The 20746-nt window shown below is 72.2% G+C and carries 21 protein-coding genes; 12 read left to right on the top strand and 9 right to left on the bottom strand.

The features are described from left to right. Positions 1–142 precede the first annotated feature (142 nt). A complete protein-coding gene (locus LPU61_RS00430; protein ID WP_229403752.1) occupies positions 143–1726 on the top strand; it encodes an acyl-CoA carboxylase subunit beta in 1584 nt (527 codons plus the stop codon). Positions 1727–1839: 113 nt separating this feature from the next. Here LPU61_RS00430 and LPU61_RS00425 read toward each other — a convergent pair whose 3' ends face one another. From LPU61_RS00425 to LPU61_RS00415, 3 genes are all read right to left on the bottom strand, one after another. Then, on the bottom strand, positions 1840–2769 hold the full coding sequence (locus LPU61_RS00425) for a hypothetical protein (RefSeq protein ID WP_229403751.1): 930 nt from the start codon (positions 2767–2769) through the stop codon (positions 1840–1842). Next, a complete protein-coding gene (locus tag LPU61_RS00420; protein WP_043961881.1) occupies positions 2762–3262 on the bottom strand; it encodes a SigE family RNA polymerase sigma factor in 501 nt (166 codons plus the stop codon). The genes LPU61_RS00425 and LPU61_RS00420 overlap by 8 nt, the downstream gene beginning before the upstream one ends. A gap of 146 nt (positions 3263–3408) precedes the next feature. Further along, a complete protein-coding gene (locus LPU61_RS00415) occupies positions 3409–4152 on the bottom strand; it encodes a M50 family metallopeptidase (RefSeq protein ID WP_043961880.1) in 744 nt (247 codons plus the stop codon). A gap of 139 nt (positions 4153–4291) precedes the next feature. Here LPU61_RS00415 and LPU61_RS00410 point away from each other — a divergent pair, with 139 nt between their 5' ends. Further along, the gene (locus LPU61_RS00410; protein WP_043961879.1) at positions 4292–5044 is read left to right on the top strand and encodes a GH25 family lysozyme; all 753 of its coding nucleotides are present in this window, start codon (positions 4292–4294) and stop codon (positions 5042–5044) included. Between the two features lie 140 nt (positions 5045–5184). Here LPU61_RS00410 and LPU61_RS00405 read toward each other — a convergent pair whose 3' ends face one another. Beyond that, entirely contained in the window at positions 5185–5412 is a 228-nt protein-coding gene (locus LPU61_RS00405) for a hypothetical protein (RefSeq protein ID WP_043961878.1), read from the bottom strand. Positions 5413–5573: 161 nt separating this feature from the next. Continuing rightward, positions 5574–7955: a serine/threonine protein kinase gene (locus LPU61_RS00400; RefSeq protein ID WP_229403750.1), complete on the bottom strand. Its 2382-nt coding sequence runs from the start codon at positions 7953–7955 to the stop codon at positions 5574–5576. 93 nt (positions 7956–8048) lie between these two features. On the opposite strand from LPU61_RS00400, the gene LPU61_RS00395 reads away from it, so the two are divergent. From LPU61_RS00395 to LPU61_RS00370, 6 genes are all read left to right on the top strand, one after another. Beyond that, positions 8049–8261: an acyl-CoA carboxylase subunit epsilon gene (locus tag LPU61_RS00395; RefSeq protein WP_229403749.1), complete on the top strand. Its 213-nt coding sequence runs from the start codon at positions 8049–8051 to the stop codon at positions 8259–8261. Between the two features lie 110 nt (positions 8262–8371). After that, positions 8372–8833: a hypothetical protein gene (locus tag LPU61_RS00390; RefSeq protein WP_043961875.1), complete on the top strand. Its 462-nt coding sequence runs from the start codon at positions 8372–8374 to the stop codon at positions 8831–8833. Further along, the gene (locus LPU61_RS00385; RefSeq protein ID WP_229403748.1) at positions 8830–10182 is read left to right on the top strand and encodes a hypothetical protein; all 1353 of its coding nucleotides are present in this window, start codon (positions 8830–8832) and stop codon (positions 10180–10182) included. Before LPU61_RS00390 ends, LPU61_RS00385 begins: the two co-directional genes overlap by 4 nt. Positions 10183–10223: 41 nt before the next feature. Next, positions 10224–11342 carry a type VII secretion-associated serine protease mycosin gene (gene mycP, locus LPU61_RS00380; protein WP_374199610.1) on the top strand — a complete coding sequence of 373 codons (1119 nt, stop codon included), beginning with the start codon at positions 10224–10226 and terminating at the stop codon, positions 11340–11342. A 261-nt stretch (positions 11343–11603) separates the two neighbouring features. Beyond that, the gene (locus tag LPU61_RS00375) at positions 11604–12272 is read left to right on the top strand and encodes a nucleoside triphosphate pyrophosphatase (protein ID WP_043961874.1); all 669 of its coding nucleotides are present in this window, start codon (positions 11604–11606) and stop codon (positions 12270–12272) included. Beyond that, positions 12269–12922 (top strand): O-methyltransferase, encoded by a 654-nt coding sequence (locus tag LPU61_RS00370; RefSeq protein ID WP_043961873.1) that lies wholly within the window; start codon positions 12269–12271, stop codon positions 12920–12922. Before LPU61_RS00375 ends, LPU61_RS00370 begins: the two co-directional genes overlap by 4 nt. Before the next feature lie 119 nt (positions 12923–13041). On the opposite strand, the gene LPU61_RS00365 is transcribed toward LPU61_RS00370, so the two are convergent. From LPU61_RS00365 to LPU61_RS00355, 3 genes are all read right to left on the bottom strand, one after another. Then, positions 13042–13797, bottom strand: coding sequence for an ABC transporter permease (locus LPU61_RS00365; protein ID WP_043961872.1), 756 nt, complete (start codon positions 13795–13797; stop codon positions 13042–13044). 17 nt (positions 13798–13814) lie between these two features. After that, positions 13815–14774: a daunorubicin resistance protein DrrA family ABC transporter ATP-binding protein gene (locus LPU61_RS00360; RefSeq protein WP_043961870.1), complete on the bottom strand. Its 960-nt coding sequence runs from the start codon at positions 14772–14774 to the stop codon at positions 13815–13817. A gap of 112 nt (positions 14775–14886) precedes the next feature. After that, entirely contained in the window at positions 14887–15492 is a 606-nt protein-coding gene (locus tag LPU61_RS00355; RefSeq protein ID WP_043961869.1) for a PadR family transcriptional regulator, read from the bottom strand. A 145-nt stretch (positions 15493–15637) separates the two neighbouring features. On the opposite strand from LPU61_RS00355, the gene LPU61_RS00350 reads away from it, so the two are divergent. From LPU61_RS00350 to LPU61_RS00340, 3 genes are all read left to right on the top strand, one after another. Next, a complete protein-coding gene (locus LPU61_RS00350) occupies positions 15638–17389 on the top strand; it encodes a biotin carboxylase N-terminal domain-containing protein (RefSeq protein ID WP_229403747.1) in 1752 nt (583 codons plus the stop codon). A gap of 86 nt (positions 17390–17475) precedes the next feature. Further along, positions 17476–18915: a GuaB1 family IMP dehydrogenase-related protein gene (locus LPU61_RS00345; RefSeq protein ID WP_229403746.1), complete on the top strand. Its 1440-nt coding sequence runs from the start codon at positions 17476–17478 to the stop codon at positions 18913–18915. 209 nt (positions 18916–19124) lie between these two features. Next, positions 19125–19559 carry a MarR family winged helix-turn-helix transcriptional regulator gene (locus LPU61_RS00340; RefSeq protein WP_043961866.1) on the top strand — a complete coding sequence of 145 codons (435 nt, stop codon included), beginning with the start codon at positions 19125–19127 and terminating at the stop codon, positions 19557–19559. 93 nt (positions 19560–19652) lie between these two features. Here LPU61_RS00340 and LPU61_RS00335 read toward each other — a convergent pair whose 3' ends face one another. Further along, positions 19653–20210: a TetR/AcrR family transcriptional regulator gene (locus LPU61_RS00335; RefSeq protein ID WP_229403745.1), complete on the bottom strand. Its 558-nt coding sequence runs from the start codon at positions 20208–20210 to the stop codon at positions 19653–19655. Positions 20211–20296: 86 nt separating this feature from the next. Here LPU61_RS00335 and LPU61_RS00330 point away from each other — a divergent pair, with 86 nt between their 5' ends. Continuing rightward, on the top strand, positions 20297–20740 hold the full coding sequence (locus LPU61_RS00330; protein ID WP_043961864.1) for a hypothetical protein: 444 nt from the start codon (positions 20297–20299) through the stop codon (positions 20738–20740). Positions 20741–20746 lie beyond the last annotated feature (6 nt).

Raw genomic sequence — 20746 nt, 5'->3', positions numbered from 1 at the left:
GCGTGCCGGCCGTTCGGCGACGGGTGCCGGCCGGCTGTTCGGTGGCGGACGCCGGCCGCGTGCGGGTGCGGTGCTGGTCCGGCGCGGTTACTGAGGCGTACTGCACACCGTCGGCCACCTGAACCATCGTTATATTCCGTGGGTGACCAACGAGACCGGGATCAACATCCACAGCACGGCGGGCAAGCTGGCGGACCTGGAGCGACGGGTCGACGAGGCGGTGCACGCCGGGTCGGCGCGCGCGGTCGAAAAGCAGCACGCCCGGGGCAAGAAGACGGCGCGGGAGCGGATCGAGCTGCTGCTCGACGAGGGGTCCTTCGTCGAGCTGGACGAGTTCGCCCGGCACCGGTCCACCAACTTCGGCCTGGAGCGCACCCGCCCGTACGGCGACGGGGTGATCACCGGCTACGGCACGGTCGACGGCCGGCAGGTGTGCGTCTTCGCGCAGGACTTCACGGTCTTCGGCGGCTCCCTCGGCGAGGTGTTCGGCGAGAAGATCGTCAAGGTGATGGACCTCGCCATGAAGATCGGCTGCCCGGTGATCGGCATCAACGACTCCGGCGGGGCCCGCATCCAGGAGGGCGTGGCGTCCCTCGGGCTCTACGGCGAGATCTTCTTTCGCAACGTGCGGGCCAGCGGCGTCATCCCGCAGATCTCCCTGATCATGGGCCCGTGCGCGGGCGGCGCGGTCTACTCCCCGGCGGTCACCGACTTCACCGTGATGGTCGACCAGACCTCGCACATGTTCATCACCGGCCCCGACGTGATCAAGACGGTCACCGGCGAGGACGTGGGCATGGAGGAGCTGGGCGGCGCGCGGACGCACAACGCGCGCAGCGGCAACGCGCACTACCTCGGCGCGGACGAGGACGACGCGATCGACTACGTCAAGGCGCTGCTGTCGTACCTGCCGTCGAACAACCTGGACGAGCCGCCGGTCCTCGACGCCCCTGCGCTCCTCGACATAACGGACGCCGACCGGGAGCTGGACACGCTCATCCCCGACTCGGCCAACCAGCCGTACGACATGCACCGGGTCATCGAGCACGTCCTCGACGACGGCGAGTTCCTGGAGGTCCAGCCGCTGTACGCGCAGAACCTCGTGGTCGGCTTCGGCCGCGTCGAGGGCCGGCCGGTCGGCGTGGTGGCCAACCAGCCGATGCACTTCGCCGGCACCCTCGACATCGCCGCGTCGGAGAAGGCGGCCCGGTTCGTGCGCACCTGCGACGCGTTCAACGTCCCCGTGCTGACCTTCGTGGACGTCCCCGGGTTCCTGCCCGGCACCGGCCAGGAGTGGGACGGCATCATCCGCCGGGGCGCGAAGCTCATCTACGCGTACGCCGAGGCCACCGTCCCGAAGGTCACCGTGATCACCCGCAAGGCGTACGGCGGGGCGTACGACGTGATGGGCTCCAAGCACCTCGGCGCGGACCTGAACTTCGCCTGGCCCACCGCGCAGATCGCGGTCATGGGCGCGCAGGGCGCGGTGAACATCCTGTACCGGCAGGAGCTGGCCGCCGCCGAGGACCCGGCCGCCGTGCGCGCCGAGAAGATCGCCGAGTACGAGGACACCCTCGCCAACCCGTACATCGCCGCCGAGCGCGGGTACGTCGACTCGGTGATCCCGCCGCACGAGACGCGTACCCAGATCGTCCGGGCGCTGCGGGTGCTGCGCACCAAGCGCGAGACGCTCCCGCCGAAGAAGCACGGCAACATCCCGCTCTAGGTGCAAGGAAGGGCCCCTGTCAACGCATTCTGCAGAGCAGGGGCCCCTTCCTGACGCCCCGGCACCCGCGGGCCGCGCCACCCGCGGGCCAGCTGCGGCGGGGGCGGCGGACGTCAGCAGGCCGGGTTGGCGGCGAGGCACATCCGGCGGGCCGCCGCGCGGCCCAGTTCGAGCAGCTCCGTGTCGCTCGCCCGGCGGTCGGCCGGCAGGTCGAAGCCGAGCCCGCTCGCCGGCACGATCACGGTGACCAGGTCACCGACCCTGACCAGCAGCAGGGTCTCCGTCGACGGCTGCAGATCGAGCGGCTTCCCCGTCGCCACGTCCACGGGAGTCGACGAGGTGCGCTGCAGAACGACGGCCTGGTCGCCGGCGAAGTTGCCCGAGGCGGCCCGCCAGGTGTGCGTCACCGAGACCGTGACAGCCCCGCCGACCCACTGCATCGGCCGCGACTCGTGCCAGGTGTCGCACGCCGCCATCGTCGCGGTCAGGTCGACGAACAGCCGGGTGGCGGCCCTCGGGGGAAGGCGGTAGACGTCCTGGGTGAGGACCCAGAGGCCGGCCGGCTGGTCCTGGTCGGGCGCGGCCCTCTGGAGCAGGGTCTGCGACCGGGAGTACCGGGACACGGGCGGCTCCGCCGCCAGCCCCCTTTCCCCGGCGCACGACTGGAGCAGCGGGTCGATCCGTACCGGCTCCTGGAGCCCCGAGTCGCCCAGCCGCACGTTGCTCGGCACGCCCACCTCGGTCGGGTCCAGCAGGGCCTCCTGCGGGATCTCGGCCCGGCCGGCCGGCTCCGCGCCGTTCGAGGAGAGCCGCTGGCCCGCCGGTGGCGCGAGGTGCCCGGCCCGGCCGCCGGCCGCCACGGCGAAGCCCGAGAGCACGGCCAGCACGGCGGTCGCCGCCGCCAACGCCGTACGCCGGCTGCGGCGGCGGGCCCGGGCGCGGATCTCCGCCGGTTCGAGCCAGCGTACGTCCCGCAGGTCCCGCCGCATCCGTTCGGCGAACGTCAGGTCGGTCGGCTGGTCAACGTCGTGGTCGTCAAGCATCGGCGGCCTCCTCCAGGTCAGAGACGGCGAGCAGCCCGGCGAGCGCGGTGCGCCCCCGGGAGAGTCGAGCCTTCACGGTGCCGACCGGGGCGGCGGTCTCCCGCGCCACCTCGGTGACGGGCATGCCGAGCAGGTAGTACAGCGCGAGGGCGGTGCGCTGCTCCTCGGGGAGCTGACGCAGCGCGGCCACCACCGCGACGGTGTCGGTGCTCGGCGCGGGCGTGCTGTCGTCGGCGCCGTGCCGCAGGTACGCCCGCGCGCGGCTGCGCAGGCTGCGCCACCGGCTGACCGCGATGCGGGAGGCGACGACGCGTACCCATGCCTCCGGGTCGTCGTAGCCGGCCACCGTCGACCAGCGTTGCCACGCCCGGATGTACGCCTCCTGCACGGCGTCCTGCGCCTCGGCGAGGTTGCCGGTGAGCGCGTAGACGAAGCCGAGCAGCCGTTGCCGGCTGCCCCGGTAGAACTCGTCGAACCCGTCGACTTGCGGCATTCGTTGTCTCCCCCGCGTCCAATCGCAGGGGACACGCGCGGGACGGGTCGGTCGGTTGCCTGATCGCGCCGCCGGTTCGGGGCGGCACACCTGCCGGTCGGCCCGCCCGTTCCCGGTGGTGCGCCTTCCCGGGCGGGTCGGGGCCGTCAGACGGTCAGGCCGGCGTCGGCGAGGATCGGGCCGGCCAGCAGCGCCGCGCCGACGACCAGGGCCAACAGGTTCACCAGCGCGAACAGCGCGACCCAGAACAGCGGCGGGAACGGGGTGAGCCGGGCCAGCTGGTCGGCGTCGGACTCCGGCATCCGGCCCCGGGAGCGCAGCCGCTGGAGCTCGACGACGGGCCGTACGCCGCCGAGGAGCAGGAACCACACCGACGTCCAGGCGAAGGCGGCCTGGACGTCCGGCGAGGCGTACCAGGAGACGGCGAGCACCACCCCGCCGGTGGCCAGCAGCGACACCGCGCCGAAGGCGTTGCGGACCATCACCAGCATCGCCAGCAGCAGCGCCACGGCGATCCAGAGCAGCAGGGTGATTCGGTTGCCGCCGAGCAGCCAGGCGCCGGCGAGGCCGACCAGGGACGGCGCGACGTAGCCGGCGAGCAGGGTGAGGATCATGCCGGGGCCGGTGGGGCGGCCGGCGGAGAGGGTGAGCCCGGAGGTGTCCGAGTGCAGTCGGATGCCGTGCAGCCGGCGGCCGGTGAGCAGGGCGGCGAGGGCGTGTCCGCCCTCGTGGGCGATGGTGACGGCGTTGCGGGCGATCCGCCAGGGCAGCCGGGTGGAGACCACCGCCAGCGCCACCGCGGCGGTGACGACGACGAGCAGCGGTGGCGGGTCGGGCTGCGCGGAGAACAGCTTGTCCCAGAGCGTGCCCAGCTCGTCGATCGCCACCATGGGGCGCGAGCCTACCGGCCCCGGCCGGGGCCGGGTCGTACCGCGTCGAGGGTGAAAGTTTCCTTTGAACATCTTGTGATCTAGGGCAACTAGCTCCAAAGATGGATGTCAATCGAATGGCGTCCCTCTGGAGGAACCCATGATCCGTACCGGATTCACGCTGCGCCGACTGATCGCGGCGGGGATCACCGCCGTAGCGGCAGCGGCCACCGCCCTCGTCGCCACGACGGGCCCGGCGGCCGCCGCCACCACCGCCGGCGTCGATGTCTCCCACTACCAGGGGTCGATCAACTGGACGAGCGTCCGCAACGCGGGCATCGAGTTCGCGTTCATCAAGGCCACCGAGGGCACGAGCTACAAGGACCCGAACTTCAACGCCAACTACGTGAACTCCTACAACGCCGGGGTGATCCGGGGGGCGTACCACTTCGCCCGGCCGAACATCTCCTCCGGCGCCACCCAGGCCAACTACCTGGCCAGCAACGGCGGCGCGTGGTCGGCGGACAGCCGCACCCTGCCGGCCGCGCTGGACGTCGAGGCCAACCCTTACAGCGGCGGCACCTGCTACGGCCTCAGCACGTCCGGGATGCGCAGCTGGATCCAGGACTTCCTGAACACGTACCGGTCCCGCACCGGCCGGTACGCGGTCATCTACACCACCACGAGCTGGTGGAACCAGTGCACCGGCAGCTGGACCGGGCCGTGGGCCAACCACCCGCTGTGGCTCGCCCGCTGGTCGAGCACCCCCGGCACCCTGCCGGCCGGCGCACCGGTCTGGAGCTTCTGGCAGTACACGGCGTCCGGCAGCGTCTCCGGCATCAGCGGCAACGTCGACCGCAACTACTGGAACGGCGACCGCAGCCGGCTCATCGCCCTGGCCAACAACACCTGACCCGCGCCTGATCCGCACGTCTGATCGGCACGTCCGTGGCGACGGTCGGCGGCAGCGGGATCGACTGCGACCGTACGGTCGACGGTCGGTCCGGCTGCCGCCGGCTCGTCACTGCCCGGCACTCGTCAGCCGGCACTCCCCTACCAGGCCCGGGTGACGGTACGCGCCGGCAGCGCGTCCTCCCGCACCACCGTGGCCCGTCGCGTCAGGCGCCAGGCGGCCACCCCGGCGACGGTGACCGCCACGACACCGAACATCGCGAACAGCACCGGAAGCCCCACGCTGACCAGCAGCAGCACCACGTCACCGAGCGCGACGAGCATCCACAGTGCCAGCCGGGGCCGCGCGTCCCTGCGTCGGTATCCCATGTCGCACCTCCTTGCGTCGTCCGGGATCAGATACCCCGTTCGACGCAAGGTCATGCGAGCCGCTTTCACGGCGGTGGGAATCGCCTGCTCAGCGGGCCGGGTCGCGGGTCGCGGCAAGCGAACCGGCTCCGGCCGGGCGCTCTGTCCTTCCGGCCGGGCGCTCAGTCGACCCGGTCCGGCTTGAAGCCCTTGGCGATCCGGTCGAAGTCGGCCAGCCGCGCCTGCCAGTCCTTGTTGGCCACCTCCCAGCGGAAGGCGTACCCCCGGTTCTTGGCGGTGACGAAGCCCCGGTTGCGGACGTGGATGCGGGTGTTGTCCCGGGTCTCCAACCACTCCCAGTCCGCGCACGTCTTGTAGTAGTCGCAGCGCTCGATGCTCAGATACTGGTAGCCGTTGACGTAGTTCTTCCGGTTCGGTTCCTGCCGCTTCCAGTCGGCGTAGGCGTCGTCCAGCGGGGTGTTCGTCCACTGCACCAGCAGCTCGCCCACCCCGTCGCGCTCGTCGAACACGATCGTGTTCTGTCCGACGTTGCGCCGCGTCCAGCCCTTCGGCAGAGGCAGCGAGAAGCCCGCCGGGTCCTTGTGCAGGACCCAACCCTCGGGCAGAGCATTCGGGTCGACCGACGGGCTCGCCGACGGCGTCGGGCTGGGCGGTGCGGCGCTGCTGGTGGCCGGCGCGGGCGAGGACGGCGCGGCGGCCGACGGCGTCGCCGAGGACAGGCCCGCCTGCGGGTCGCCGGGCCCCGGGTCGTCGTCGCCGCCCCGGCCGAGCAGCGGCACCGCCACCAGCAGGCCGAGCAGCAGCACCGCGACGAGCGCGCCGACCAGCAGGCTGCGGCGGCTGCGCTCAGGCTTCGTACCCGAAACGACTGCGGCCCGGCCCGTCGACGAGGGTGCCGGGCCGGCGGCCGCCGGCAGCACCGACGTCGGCGTGGCCCGCTCGCGGGCCCGGTCGGCCCACTCGCGCGGCGGCCCGGCCTTCCCGCTCGACGAGCCGGTCTTCTCGCTGGACGGGCCGGCGTCCTCCTGCGGCCGGTCGGCCTGGTCGCGCGACCGGTCGGCCTGATCGCCGGAGGCGTCGGCCTGGTCGCCGGAGGGTTCGGCCCGCTCGACGGACGACGCGGACGACGCGGGCGGCGACACCGGCACGGCGGGGCCCGGGTCGACCCGGGTGTCGTCGACCTGCCCGGCCGGAACGGCGTCGACCTTGTCGACCCCGTCGACCGCGCCCCCGGTGCCCGTGACCTCGCCGGAACCGGCCTCGTCGGCCTCCTCGGCCGGTGACTCCTCGCCCCCGTCGACCGGTGCCCCCGCGACCCGGTCGGCGCCGGTCGCGGCGACCGGACCGGGGAGCTTCGCCGTGGGGTCGGCCGCCCGTGCGCCGGTGTCCGCGACCTTCGCCGTCGGCGCGGCGTCCGTGCCCGACGCCGGAGGGTCGACCTTCGCGGTCGGCGCGGCGTCCACCCCGGGCGAGGGGACCTTCGCGGTCGGCGTGGCGTCCGTGCTCGGCGGGGAGACCTTCGCGGTCGCGTCGTCGCCGGCCGCCGCCGCCGCGCCGCCGGCGACGAGGCCACCCCCCGGGGTACGCGGCGCGGGCGGCACGGCCGGCCGGCTCGTGCGCGGCTCGGCGGGGCGGGGTGCGGGCACCACCGGCGGTCGCGGCTCGCGCGGCCCGTTGGGCCCCGGCCGGCGTACGCCGTCGAGCAGCGAAATCGTCTTGGAGCGCCGCCCGGCGGCCTTCCGCAGCAGCCGCTCGGCCACCTCGGCGTCGATCCGCTCGGCCGGATCCTTGCGGAGCAGCCCGTTCAGCACCGGCTTCAGCGGGCCGGCGTTCCTCGGCGGCGGCATCGGCTCGGTGGCCAGCGCCGCCAGGGTGGCGATCGCCGACGGCCGGGCGTACGGCGACTTGCCCTCCACCGCCGCGTAGAGCGTCGCGCCCAGCGACCAGAGGTCGGCCTCCGGCCCCGCCGTGCCGTCGCGCGCCCGCTCCGGGGCGATGTACGCCGGGGAACCCAGCACCATGCCGGTGCGCGTCACGTTCGGGTCGCCCGGGATCGTCGCCAGGCCGAAGTCGGTCAGCACCACCCGACCGTCGGTGCCCATCAGCACGTTGCCCGGCTTGACGTCCCGATGCATCACGCCGGCCTTGTGCGCCGCCTTCAGCGCGCCCAGCACCCCCAGGCCGATCTCGACCGCCTTGGCCGGCGTCACCGGCCCGTCCTCGGCGATGGTGTCCTGAAGGGACTTCGACGCCACGTACTCCATGACGATCCACGGATCGCCGTCGGTGCGCAGCACGTCGAAGATGCGGACCACGTTGATGTGGTTGAGCCGCGCGATCGCGCGGGCCTCCCGCAGCGAGCGCTCCCGCATCTCGCGGCGCTCCTCCGGGGTGAGGCTGGGCGGCGGGACCAGTTCCTTGATCGCCACGTCCCGGTGCAGCACCTCGTCGCGCGCCTTCCACACCCGACCCATGCCGCCCTGGCCGAGCGGCGAAATGAGCCGGTACCGGTCGGCGACGAGTTGGGGAAGCGCGTTCGACATCGGTGGAGACGGTACCCGGCGGCGGCCCGCCGCACACCGCCGGCACGCCACTGTGCGACGAAGGTCAAGTTCGCGACGCGTACGCTGGATGGCATGTCTGCCGATGAGCCGCTGTTCCGGGTGACCCGGGGCGTGCCGACCGCCGAGGAACTGGCCGCGCTGGTCGGCGTCATCGTGGCCCGGACCCGCCCCACCGCCGCCCCCGCACCGGCCGCGCCAGGCGCCTGGGCACGCAGCGGCCGCCCCCGCGGCACGGCGCTCGCCGCCGGCCCGGGAGCCTGGCGCGCCTCCGGCCTGCCCCGCTGATCCTCCGGCCGCCGTCCGGCACGCCCCGCCGCCGTCGGGGGCTCCCGGAGGTCGGCGACACCCGTTAGCCTCACTCAGGGAAACGGTGTCGTGACGGGTAGGGAGGGCCGATGATCCCCGAGGAGGACCGCCCAGCGCCCTGGTTGAGCGGCTACGGCAGCATCGAGGCCGACATCCGCCAGATGCGCGAGTTCGCCGACAAGCTCCAGGCAGAGGTCGAGCGAAACTACGCTCCGCACCTGTCGTACATCGCGGACGACATGAAGGCGCAGATCCCCAACCCCGCCGACGCCTTCGTCGAGCTGGTGCAGTTCCTCAAGGCACACAACGAGACCCAGCAGGCCACCGCCACCATGGTCTGGTCCGTCGGTGGGGCCACCGGCCACCTGGCCGCCGCAGCCGGCCGGATCGCCACGCAGTACGCCGACTCCGACGCCTTTTCGGCCGCCCGCGTCTCCGACGTGGAACGGGCCCTCGCCAACCCCGGCGGGGCCGGGCAGGGCCGGCCCAGGCCAGCGCTGCCCGACCCGACCGGCCCGGACAGCGGGCCGGGGCGGGCGGTGCTGCCATGATCGAGCGGGGCAGCGGCCGGACGTCCGGCCTCACCGACTGGCGGTTGATGGACCTGCTGAGCATGTGGGCCTGCGTCCAGGACCACGACACCGCCGGGCACTGGAAGCAGGTCGCCGGCTGGCGCAAGGTCTGCGACCTCGCGCAGGCACACCTGGGCCGGCTCAAGGAATACCGGCGCGGGCTCGCCGAGGCGTGGCCCCCGGCGACCAACGCCGCCGCCCGGGCGTACCTCGGCGAACTGGACGACCTGATCGACAAGGTGCAGCGCACCCACGACGCGGCAGCCGCGAACTACGACGCCCTCGCCGCCGCCACCCGAGCGATCAGCAGCGCCCGCGCCGAACTGAAGCCCCTGCACGACGAGTACGTGGAGAAACTCCAGCAGAAGCGGACGTACGAGGCGACCGCCGCCGATCCGAAGGCGGCGATGGGCGCCCGGGTGCCGGACAAGCCGGTGACCGACGCCGACCTGGAGCGACTCAACGTCCAGGCCCGGAACCTGATGTACGGGTTGAGCGGCGAACTACAACAGGCCCAAGTAATGCTCCGCCAACCTCCACCTTCACCCAAGACACCGCGGCAGCCAGACAATCCCGACACTTATGGCGACAGTGCACCAATAATTCCACCCATAACGCCTGTCCCGCTCGCAGGTTCCGGCCTACAAACCTCGCAGGCGCAAATCAAGAAACCAAATCCCGCACCTCTAGCACCTCAAGGCGTAGGGCCAATACTCGGCGGAAACAATTCCCCCTCAGGCTTAAAAAGTCAAGCCTTGCCCTCGATATCATCGAACACACCGAGCAGCGCATCACATTCCATCGGAACGCCACCAACCATTCCGCCTAATCCCACCCCCCTTCGACCCAACTTGCCGAAACCTGGGCCTGGACAGTTCGGCTTTTCACCCCGGCCGACTACTGGAGGAACCAGTGGTACTTCACCCTCCAACCCGAACCGCCCTTTCCCGCCCAATGGCCTGATCGGAGGCATGCCTGGGGCGAATACTGGGCAGCCTGGAGGGACTCCGCCCTCTCGCAGGGTCAACCCCATCGGCGGCGTGATCGGAGGCGGCGGCGCAGGAACAACCCCGACAGGAGCAGCAGGCTCCAGACCCGGAGGCGGACGCAGTAGCCCGGGAGGCTTGTTTGGGCAACCCTCCAACAACGGAAGTCTCACCTTCGGGGCGACACCTCGTCAGGACGGAGATCGACGAAACCCCGAAGAAGATCGAGGCTGGGACCCCGATCACCCTTGGGAAACCGTGAATGGGGTTCCTCCCGTCGTTAAGTCAACAGACGATGAGGGGCCAATAAACCCGGGCCCAGCCATCGGCCTTGATCGGTGAATCGCTACATCTCAGCCAGTTTCACATTGACCCTGGCACTCATTGGTGGCACAACACCACCTTCCATCAGCCAACGGCAGGCAGCCACAATCTCGGATGGAGCAAGTCGGATCCGGGGCGACCAATGGCATCTTCGTTTCCTGAGAGCCACCGAAGCTCAGAGAATCACCCAGGGAAATGGAGTCATTGTCGCCGTTCCCGATACCGGAGTGGACCCCCATCCCGACCTTCGACGAAACCTGCTTCCCGGAATAGATATCTCAGAAGGCAGAGATGGCCGCATAGATAATGACAGCCATGGCACTGCCATGGCTGGGCTTATTGCAGCACACGGGCAGAAAGTAGGAATGGGAGCACTTGGCATCGCCCCCGAGGCCAAGATACTACCCATAAGATCGAAGCAGATTGACGGCAAGGGTGATACCGAAGACCTTGCAAGCAGCATCGAATGGGCCACTCTTCACGGCGCTGACATAATAAGCATATCTGCAGTCTCCGGCGCCAGCCGGCGACTGCAACAGGCCATCCGCGCCGCACTTCAAGCGAATATCGTGGTTGTAGCCGCTGCAGGCAACAGGCCATTCGACATAGGTGTCGGATACCCCGCATCAGAGGATGGCGTACTAGCAGTAGGCGGCATTGACACGACGGGCAATCTTGCAGCGGTATCGGTTACAGGATCTGCTATAGACATCACAGCTCCGGCGGTCGATATTTACAGCACTAGCTATGGCGGCAAGTACTCCAAAGGGACCGGCACTTCCAGTGCCACTGCGATAGTCGCGGGGGCCGCTGCTCTTGTCCGGTCCAAGTACCCCGACCTGCCGGCCTCGGAGGTCGTCCACCGCCTCACTGCCACCGCCGTCGACAAGGGGCCGCCCGGCCGTGACGACGAGTACGGCTACGGAGTCGTCGACCTGGTGGCGGCGCTCACGGCAGACGTACCCCCTCTGGGTTTCGAGTCGGCGACGGCGGGTGCGCCAGGCGCGGGCGGGCCGACCACGACGGCGGTCGCGGAGCCGGCCGACGATGGTGACGACGGGTCTACGGCTCGTGGCCTGGCCACGTTGGGGGTGATCGTGGCCGCTGCGGGAGCCTGGGCGCTGGTCGCACGGCGCCGACGACTGAGCGACGACCCGCCGCCGCGGATTAGCCGGTGAGCCGTCAGCAGTGACGCCATGTCGGCGACATTGGGGGGTTGGAGCGGGCGGGATACCGCGATGTCGGCGACATGGAGTCGATCAACGGGCAGGGCAGCACCCGCCGGCCCGGAGTCGATCAACGGGCAGGGCAGCACCCGCCGGCCCCGAGTCGATCAACGGGCAGGGCAGCACCCGCCGACATGGAGTCGATCAAGGCGACAGCGAGGGTCGCGGCCAGGCAGAGGCGGCGCAGGTGGTGGAGGCGGTAGCGTCGGCGGCGTGTCGAACTCGATTGCGCTCCGACTCGTGCTCGCGTCGGCGAGCCCTGCCCGTCGCAAGCTCCTGCATGCCGCCGGCATCGAACCCGATGTGCTGGTCAGCGGGGTCGACGAGTCTCAGGTGGTCAGCGAACGGGCCGAGGACCTGTGCCTGGAGCTGGCCCGGCTGAAGGCGCAGGCGGTCGTCGGCCGGCTGCGGCCCTCCGCCGACGAGCGGACGCTGGTGCTCGGCTGCGACTCGGTGCTCGCCTTCGACGGCGAGATCCTCGGCAAGCCCGCCGACGAGGCCGACGCGACGCGGCGTTGGGAGCGGATGCGGGGGCGCACCGGGGTGCTGCACACCGGGCACTGCCTGATCGACGTCATCCACGAGACGCGCGCCGAGGCGGTCGCTTCGACCACCGTGCGGTTCGCCGAGGTCAGCGACGAGGAGATCGCGGCGTACGTCGCGACGGGTGAGCCGCTCGCGGTGGCCGGCGCGTTCACCATCGACGGGTTGGGCGGGGCGTTCCTGGAGGGTGTCGACGGGGATCCGGGCACGGTGGTCGGGCTTTCCCTGCCGCTGCTGCGTCGTCTCCTCGGCGAGCTGGACCTGCGGATCATCGACCTGTGGACGAAGGTCGCGCCGGGCGGCCAGGAGGTCGAGGCGCTGGGTACGGTCCGGTCATGACGACGAAGTCGCTGCCGCTGACCCCGGAACTGCACGCGTACGTGGTGGCCCACGGCTCCGCCCCGGACGAGGTGATGCGGGACCTGGTCGAGGAGACCCTCGCCGCGCTGCCCGCCGAGGCGAGGATGCAGGTGGCCCCGGAGCAGGCGGCGTTCCTGACGTTCCTCACCCGGCTGGTGGGGGCGCGGCGGGCGGTGGAGGTGGGCACCTTCACCGGGCTGTCCTCGCTGGCGATCGCGCGCGGGCTGGCCGAGGGCGGGCGGTTGACCTGCTTCGACATCTCGGCGGAGTACACGGACGTGGCACGGCGGTACTGGGCGCGGGCCGGGGTCGACGACCGGATCGAGCTGCGGATCGGGCCGGCCGGGGACACGCTGCGGGAGCTGCCGTACGAGCGGCACCTGGACTTCGCGTTCATCGACGCGGACAAGGTCGGCTACCCGGTCTACTGGGCGGAGCTGGTGCCGCGCATGCGCCCGGGCGGGATCGTCGCCGTGGACAACACGCTGCGCGGGGGTCGGGTGCTCGCCCCGAGCAACGCCGACGACCGGGCCGTCGCCGCGTTCAACGACGAGGTGATGGCCGACGTCCGGGTGGAACCGGTGCTGCTGCCGATCGCCGACGGGCTGACGCTGGCCCGGGTGCGCTGACGACGGCCCTCGGCCGACCGATCGCTCCCGCTCACCGACGCTGGGCTGCCCCGCCACACCCCGATCACGGTGGGGTGCGGCGGGGCACGGGTGTTTGGAGGGGGCCCTTCTTTGCAAGTTCAGCGGACGCTGCGGGCGAACTGACGGGCGGCCCAGGCGACGCCGGCGGCGGCCAGCACCGCGATGATGCTCAGGCCCTGCCAGACCTTGTCGTTGCCGAGGTCGCCGGCGAAGAGGGCCCGGGTGCCGTCCACGGCCCAGGAGAACGGGTTCCACTCGGCGACACCCTGGAGCCAGCCGGGGGCGAAGGTGAGCGGCAGCAGGATGCCGGAGAGCAGCAGCACCGGCTGGGCCACGGTGTTCATCAGCGGGGCGAGCGCGTCCTCGCTCTTGACCTTGAGCGCGACGCCGTAGGAGACGGCCGAGGTCATCAACGCGATGAGGGCGAGCATCAGGTACGCCAGGAGCAGGTCGCCGATGAACACGCGCAGCTCGAACAGGAGCGCGAGCACGGTGATGATGACTGCTTGGGCGAGCAGCGACACGACGTCGCGCAGGGACCGGCCGAGCAGCAGCGCGAGCCGGCTGACCGGGGTGACCCGGGACCGTTCGATGACCCCGGCGCGCAGCTCGGCGATCAGGCCGAAGCCCTGGAAGAGGCCGCCGAAGATGGCCAGCAGCACCAGCAGGCCGGGCACGAAGATCTTGTACGCCTCGGCCTGGGTCGGCGCGTTCAGCGCCGGCTTGAGCAGCGGGGCGAAGAGCAGCAGGTACATCACCGGCTGGAAGACGCCGACGAAGACCCAGACCGGGTTGCGGAGCAGGAGCTGCGTCTGGCGCTGGAAGACGAGCCAGGTGTCGCGGGCGAACTTCATGATCGACTCCGGGGAGGTCAGGACTCGCGCAGCGAGCGGCCGGTCTTGGTGAGGAAGACGTCGTCGAGGCTGGGGCGGTGCAGCTCGATGGAGTTGAGCGCGAGACCGGCGTGGTCGAGCCGGCGCAGGACCTGCGGGATGGCGGTCGCCCCCTCGTCGACGGTCAGCCGCAGGCCGCCGCCGTCGACGGTCTCCAGCTTGGCGACGTACGGCTCGGTGTCGAGCAGTTGGGCGGCCTGGCCGGTGGTGGCGACGTCGAGCCCGACGAGCAGCACCTCGCCGGAGATCTCGCGCTTCAGCCCGGTCGGGGTGCCCTCGGCGACCACCTCGCCGTGGTCCATGATCGCGATGCGGTCGCAGAGCGCGTCGGCCTCGTCGAGGTAGTGCGTGGTGATGAAGACGGTCATCCCCTCGGCGCGCAGCCGGCGGATCTCGTCCCACATGTGGGCCCGGCTCTGCGGGTCGAGGCCGGTGGTCGGCTCGTCGAGGAAGACGATGCGCGGGTCGTGGATGATGCCGAGGGCGATCTCGACGCGGCGACGCTGACCGCCGGAGTAGGTCTTGCACTTGCGGTCGGCGTACTCGGTGAGCTGGAAGGCGGCGAGGGCGCGTTCGGCGCGGCGGCGGGCGTCGGCCTTGCTGATGCCGTACATCCGGGCGTGCAGGACCAGCTCCTCGCGGGCGGTGGAGTCGTCCCAGGTGCTGCCGCCCTGGGCGACGTAGCCGATGCGGCGGCGCACCTCGGCGGGGTCGCGCAGCAGGTCGGCCCCGGCGATGGTGGCCTGGCCGCCGTCGGGGGCGATGAGGGTGGCCAGCATCCGCAGGGTGGTGGTCTTGCCTGCGCCGTTGGGGCCGAGGAAGCCGAAGATCTCCCCCTCGGCGACGTCCAGGTCGACGCCGCGGACGGCGTCGACGGTCTTGTGCTGTCGACCGGCGCGGGAGCGGAACGACTTCCGCAGCCCTCTGGTCTCGATCATCTTCGCTCCTGGTCGTCCTTGGCCGGACGGGACCGGCCTTTCCCCCGGGGACGCCACGCGACACGGGTGGCCCCGAAACTCCGGCGAGGCTAACGCGATATAACTTCTCTAGTCAACTTTGATTATTCTCCTCGCGCGCCCCTTCCCCGACGCTCCAGTCGTCCCGCCCGGCCAGCCCCTCCGGCAGGTACGGCACGCCGGCCTCGATCCGGTCGGCGACCCGCTCGCACCAGTCCGCCTCGGCCTCGCCCCGGGCGATCCACAGCTCGTACGTCCAGCTCACGCCCACCGGCTTGGAGTCGCGGATCCAGGCGGACGCCATCGAGGCGCGCATGCTCTCCACGCCGGCCCGCAGCACCTGCCCCCGGCTGCGCAGCGCGGCCGCCGCCTCCGGCCTGGGCAGCGCCGGCAGGAACGCGAACGCCGCCATGAACGGGTCGTTCGTCTGATGATTGCCCCACCACAGGTCGCGCAGCAGGGTCTCGAACTCGTCGACCCCCTTCGGGGTGATCTCGTACGTCGTCCGGGCCGGCCGGACGCCGACCTGCTCGGTGGCGACCTCGCGCAGCAGCCCCTCCTCGCCGAGCTTGCGCAGCGCGTGGTAGATCGAGCCGGGCTGCACGTTGGCCCACTTGTCGGCGCCCCAACTGAGCAGCTCGCGGCGGACGTCGTAGCCGTGCACCGGCTGCATCCACTTGACCAGGCCGAGAATCATCATCCGAGTGGCAGACACCGGAGAAGCGTATTAGGCAAGTTTGACTATCGGCGGCGGGACAGTGCCACATCCCACACTGAGCGATCGTTAGGGTCGCGACCTCGGCCGATAAACTCCCCGTCAGTAACATCCCGGGAGGAGGCACGAGGTGCGCAAGGTACTCATCGCCAACCGAGGCGAGATCGCCGTCCGCGTCATCCGCGCCTGCCGCGACGCCGGCCTGGGCAGCGTCGCCGTCTACGCCGACTCCGACCGGGACGCGCTGCACGCCACCCTGGCCGACGAGGCGTACGCCCTGGGCGGCGACACCGCCGCCGAGACGTACCTGCGGATCGACAAGCTGATCGCCGTCGCCGCGCAGGCCGGGGCCGACGCCGTCCACCCCGGGTACGGCTTCCTCTCCGAAAACGCCGACTTCGCCCAGGCCGTCCTCGACGCGGGCCTGACCTGGATCGGCCCGACCCCGCAGGCGATCCGCGATCTCGGCGACAAGGTCACCGCCCGGCACATCGCCCAGCGGGCCGGCGCGCCCCTGGTCCCCGGCACCCCGGACCCGGTCGCCGGCCACGACGAGGTGACCGCGTTCGCGGTCGAGCACGGCCTGCCGGTGGCCATCAAGGCCGCCTTCGGCGGCGGCGGGCGCGGCCTCAAGGTGGCCCGCACCCTGGAGGAGATCCCGCACCTGTTCGAGTCGGCCACCCGCGAGGCGGTCGCCGCGTTCGGCCGGGGCGAGTGCTTCGTCGAGCGCTACCTCGACCAGCCCCGGCACGTCGAGGCGCAGGTCCTGGCCGACCAGCACGGCAACGTGGTCGTCGTCGGCACCCGCGACTGCTCGCTCCAGCGCCGGCACCAGAAGCTCGTCGAGGAGGCCCCCGCGCCGTTCCTCACCGACGCCCAGCGCGCCCAGATCCACGACAGCGCCAAGGCGATCTGCCGGGAGGCCGGCTACCACGGCGCCGGCACGGTGGAATACCTGGTGGGCGCGGACGGCACGATCTCCTTCCTGGAGGTCAACACCCGCCTCCAGGTCGAGCACCCGGTCACCGAGGAGACCGCCGGCATCGACCTCGTGCGTGAGCAGTTCCGCATCGCCGACGGCGAGCGGCTGCGGCTGACCGCGGACCCGACGCCGCGCGGGCACGCCATCGAGTTCCGAATCAACGGCGAGGACCCGGGCCGCAACTTCCTGCCCGCCCCGGGCACGGTCACCGCGCTGCGGCTGCCCACCGGGCCCGGCGTCCGGGTGGACACCGGCATCTCCGCCGGCGACGTGATCGGCGGCAACTTCGACTCGCTGCTGGCCAAGGTGATCGTCACCGGCGAGACCCGCACCGAGGCACTGGAGCGGGCCCGGCGGGCGCTGGACGAGATGGTCGTCGAGGGCATGGCCACCGCGCTGCCGTTCCACCGCCTGGTGGTGCGCGACCCCGCGTTCACCGCCGCGCCGTTCACCGTGCACACCCGGTGGATCGAGACCGAGTTCGACAACACCGTGCCGCCGTTCACCGCCGTCGCCGGCCCCGCCGAGGGCCCGGCCGAGCGGGAGACCATCGTGGTCGAGGTGGGCGGCAAGCGGCTGGAGGTGACGCTGCCCGCCGGCCTCGGCGCGGGTACGTCCACCGCCGCGCCCGCCGCGCGGAAGCCGGCCCGCCGGGGCGGCGGGGCCAAGGCCGGCGCGGCGGTCGACGGCGACGCGCTCACCTCGCCGATGCAGGGCACGATCGTGAAGATCGCCGTCGCGGACGGGGACACCGTCGCAGAGGGTGACCTGGTCGTCGTGCTGGAGGCGATGAAGATGGAGCAGCCGCTGCACGCGCACAGGGCGGGCACGGTCAGCGGGCTGTCCGCCGAGGTCGGCGCGGTCATCACCGCCGGCTCCCCCATCTGCACGATCGCCTGAGGCGCACGGAGGAGCCGCGTACCGGCCCGGGGTGTTTTCCGCGACCACCGCGGGCGGCGAAGCCCAGGTCCGGCAATGATGGCCGGGTGCGGTTCCTTCATGGCGCGGTCCCCGCGCACGACCTGACCTACAACGACGTCTTCATGGCGCCGGCCCGATCCGAGGTCGGCTCCCGGCTGGACGTCGACCTGGCCACCTCGGACGGCACCGGCACCACCATCCCCCTGGTGGTGGCGAACATGACGGCGGTGGCCGGCCGGCGGATGGCCGAGACCGTCGCCCGGCGTGGCGCGATCGCGGTGATCCCGCAGGACATCCCGATCGACGTGGTGGCCAACGTGGTCGGCTGGGTCAAGCGGCGGCACCTGGTGCACGACACGGCGATCACCCTCGGCCCCACCGACACCGTCGGCGACGCCATCCACCTGCTGCCGAAGCGGTCGCACGGCGCGGTGGTGGTGGTCGACGAGGCCGGCCGCCCCCTGGGCGTGGTGACGGAGGCGGACACCCTGGGCGTGGACCGGTTCGCCCAGCTCCGGCACGTGATGTCGACCGAGCTGCACACGGTGCCGGCGGATGCGGACCCGCGTACCGGATTCGACCGGCTCTCGGCGGCCCGGCGGCGGCTCGCGCCGGTGGTGGACGGCGACGGCCGCCTGGTCGGGGTGCTGACCCGCAAGGGCGCGCTGCGCGCGACCCTCTACCGGCCGGCGGTGGACGACCGGGGCCGGCTGCGGATCGCGGCGGCCGTCGGCATCAACGGCGACGTCACCGGCAAGGCCGCCGCGCTGCTGGAGGCCGGGGTCGACACCCTGGTGGTGGACACCGCGCACGGGCACCAGGAGCGGATGATGTCCGCGCTGCGGGCGGTGCGCAAGCTCGACCCGGGCGTCCCGGTCGCGGCCGGCAACGTCGTCACCGCCGACGGGGTACGCGACCTCGTCGAGGCCGGTGCCGACATCGTGAAGGTGGGCGTCGGGCCGGGCGCGATGTGCACCACCCGGATGATGACCGGCGTGGGGCGGCCGCAGTTCTCGGCGGTGCTGGACTGCGCGGCGGCGGCGCGGGAGCTGGGCCGGCACGTCTGGGCCGACGGCGGGGTGCGGCACCCGCGCGACGTGGCGCTGGCGCTGGCCGCCGGCGCGTCGAACGTGATGATCGGGTCCTGGTTCGCCGGCACCTACGAGTCCCCCGGCGACCTGTACACCGACGCGGACGGCCGGCGGTACAAGGAGAGCTTCGGGATGGCCTCGTCGCGGGCGGTCAGCGCGCGTACGGCCGAGGACGGCGCGTTCGACCGGGCACGCAAGGGGATCTTCGAGGAGGGCATCTCGTCGGCCCGGATGTATCTCGACCCCGACCGTCCGGGCGTCGAGGACCTGATCGACGAGATCATCTCCGGGGTACGCAGCGCGTGCACGTACGCGGGTGCGCGCACTCTGGCGGAGTTCGCGGAGCGGGCGCTGGTCGGGGTGCAGAGCACGGCCGGCTACACCGAGGGGATGCCCCTCCCGACGAGCTGGTGAGCCCGCCGAGGTGCGCGCCAGGTGAATTACTCGCCTGTCTAACTATTATCGGGTGCTAACTTTTACCCATGGAGCACGTTTCGCCCGCATCACCGGCGCGGGCAGTCGCGCCCGGCACCCAGGCGAGCCCGGCGGACAGCGGGACGACGCGCAACGGGGCTGCGGGCCGGCCGGCGGCGGACACCGAGACGGTGGCGGCGCTACGCGACATGCTCCGGATCGCCGGGGACACCCGCGCCGCGCTGGCCCGGCGGCTGGGCATCGGGGCGACCGACGCCGCCGCGATCGAGCACCTCGTCGCCAGCACGGAGCCGCTCGGCCCCGTCGAGCTGGGCAACCGGCTGGGCATCCGGTCGGCGTCGGCGACCAGCCTGGTCGACCGGCTGGTGCAGGCCGGGCACGTGGCGCGGGCACCGCACCCGCGCGACCGGCGGCGGCTGTGTCTCCAGGTCACCGACCACGCCGCCGAACAGGTGGTCGAGGCGCTGCGGCCGATGCTCGTCGGGGTGGAGCGGGCGGTCGGTCGGCTCTCTCCGGAGCAGGCGGCGGCGACCGCCGCGTTCCTGCGCGAGATGGCCGAGGTGATGCGCGAGTACATCGACGCGACCCCGGCCGAGCCGGCGCAGCGGCGCGCTCCGCGCTGAGCCGGCGTCAGCCGAAGCCGAAGCCGGGGCGTCGGTCGAAGCCGGGCCGGCGTCAGCCGAAGCCGAGGGGCGTCAGTCGAGGCCGGGCCGGCGTCAGTCGAAGAGGCGGCGGATGACGTTCCGGGCGGCGGCCTCCGGGTCCGGGCCGGTGCGGGGCGGGAGCGCCCCGGCCAGCCAGAGGGTCGCGAATCCGTGCACGATCGACCAGGCGGCGAGGGCGTCCGCTTCCTGGTCCGGGTCGGTGCCGTCGCGCGGGAGGGCGGCCACTCCGGCCCGCAGCGCCGCGCCGGCCCGCTCGCGGGCGGCCGCCACCTCCGGGTCGTCGCGGCGGTAGAGCTCCGGGCGGAACATCACCTCGAAGTGGGCGCGGTGCCCGACCGCGAAGCGGACGTACGCGACACCGGCGTCGAGCAGGTCGCCGGCCTCGCGCAGCGCCCCGGCCAGCAGGTCGAAGCCCTCGACGGCGAGCGCGGTGAGCAGCCCCGCCTTGTCGCCGAAGTGGTGGGCGGGGGCGGCGTGCGAGACCCCGGCGCGGCGGGCCAGGTCGCGCAGGCTCAGGGCCGCCGGCCCGGCCTCGGTGATCGCCTCGACGGCGGCGGCGAGCAGGGCGCGACGCAGGTCACCGTGATGGTAGCCACGCTGTCCGGTCATGGCCGAAGCCTAACTTGTCGTTGACAAGATGGCGAGGCGGGCGCAATCTAGCCAGTGACAAGTTACCCCTGACCGAGGAGGTTCCCATGGCACCCCTGATCGCCCTCGTCGCCGGATTCACCCTGGCCCGGCTGGCCGGGCTGCTCGGCGTGGACGCCCTGGACGGCTGGCACCCCGCGCTGCGGGTCGGGCTGGCGGCCCTGTTCGCGCTCACCGCGTTCGCCCACTTCACCGGCCGCCGGGCCGACCTGATCGCCATGGTGCCGCCCCGACTGCCCCACCCGGGGCTGCTGGTGACCGTCACCGGCGTGCTGGAGCTGGCCGGCGCCGTGGCGCTGCTCGTGCCGGCCACGGCGGGGTGGGCGGCGGCCGGGCTGGGGCTGCTGCTGCTCGCCATGTTCCCGGCCAACGCCTCGGCCGCCCGGCGCGGGCTGACCCTGGCCGGTCGGCCGGTGACCCCGCTCGTGCCTCGCGCGTTGCTCCAGGTGGTCTTCCTCGCCGCCGCCGCCGCTATTTCGTTTGGGGCCTGACTATCA

Origin of the sequence: Micromonospora sp. NBRC 110038, assembly GCF_020884815.1 — a bacterium.
GTDB lineage: Bacteria > Actinomycetota > Actinomycetes > Mycobacteriales > Micromonosporaceae > Micromonospora > Micromonospora haikouensis.
The sequence above is the reverse complement of the archived record's forward strand: the minus strand, read 5'-3'. Positions and strand labels throughout refer to the sequence as shown.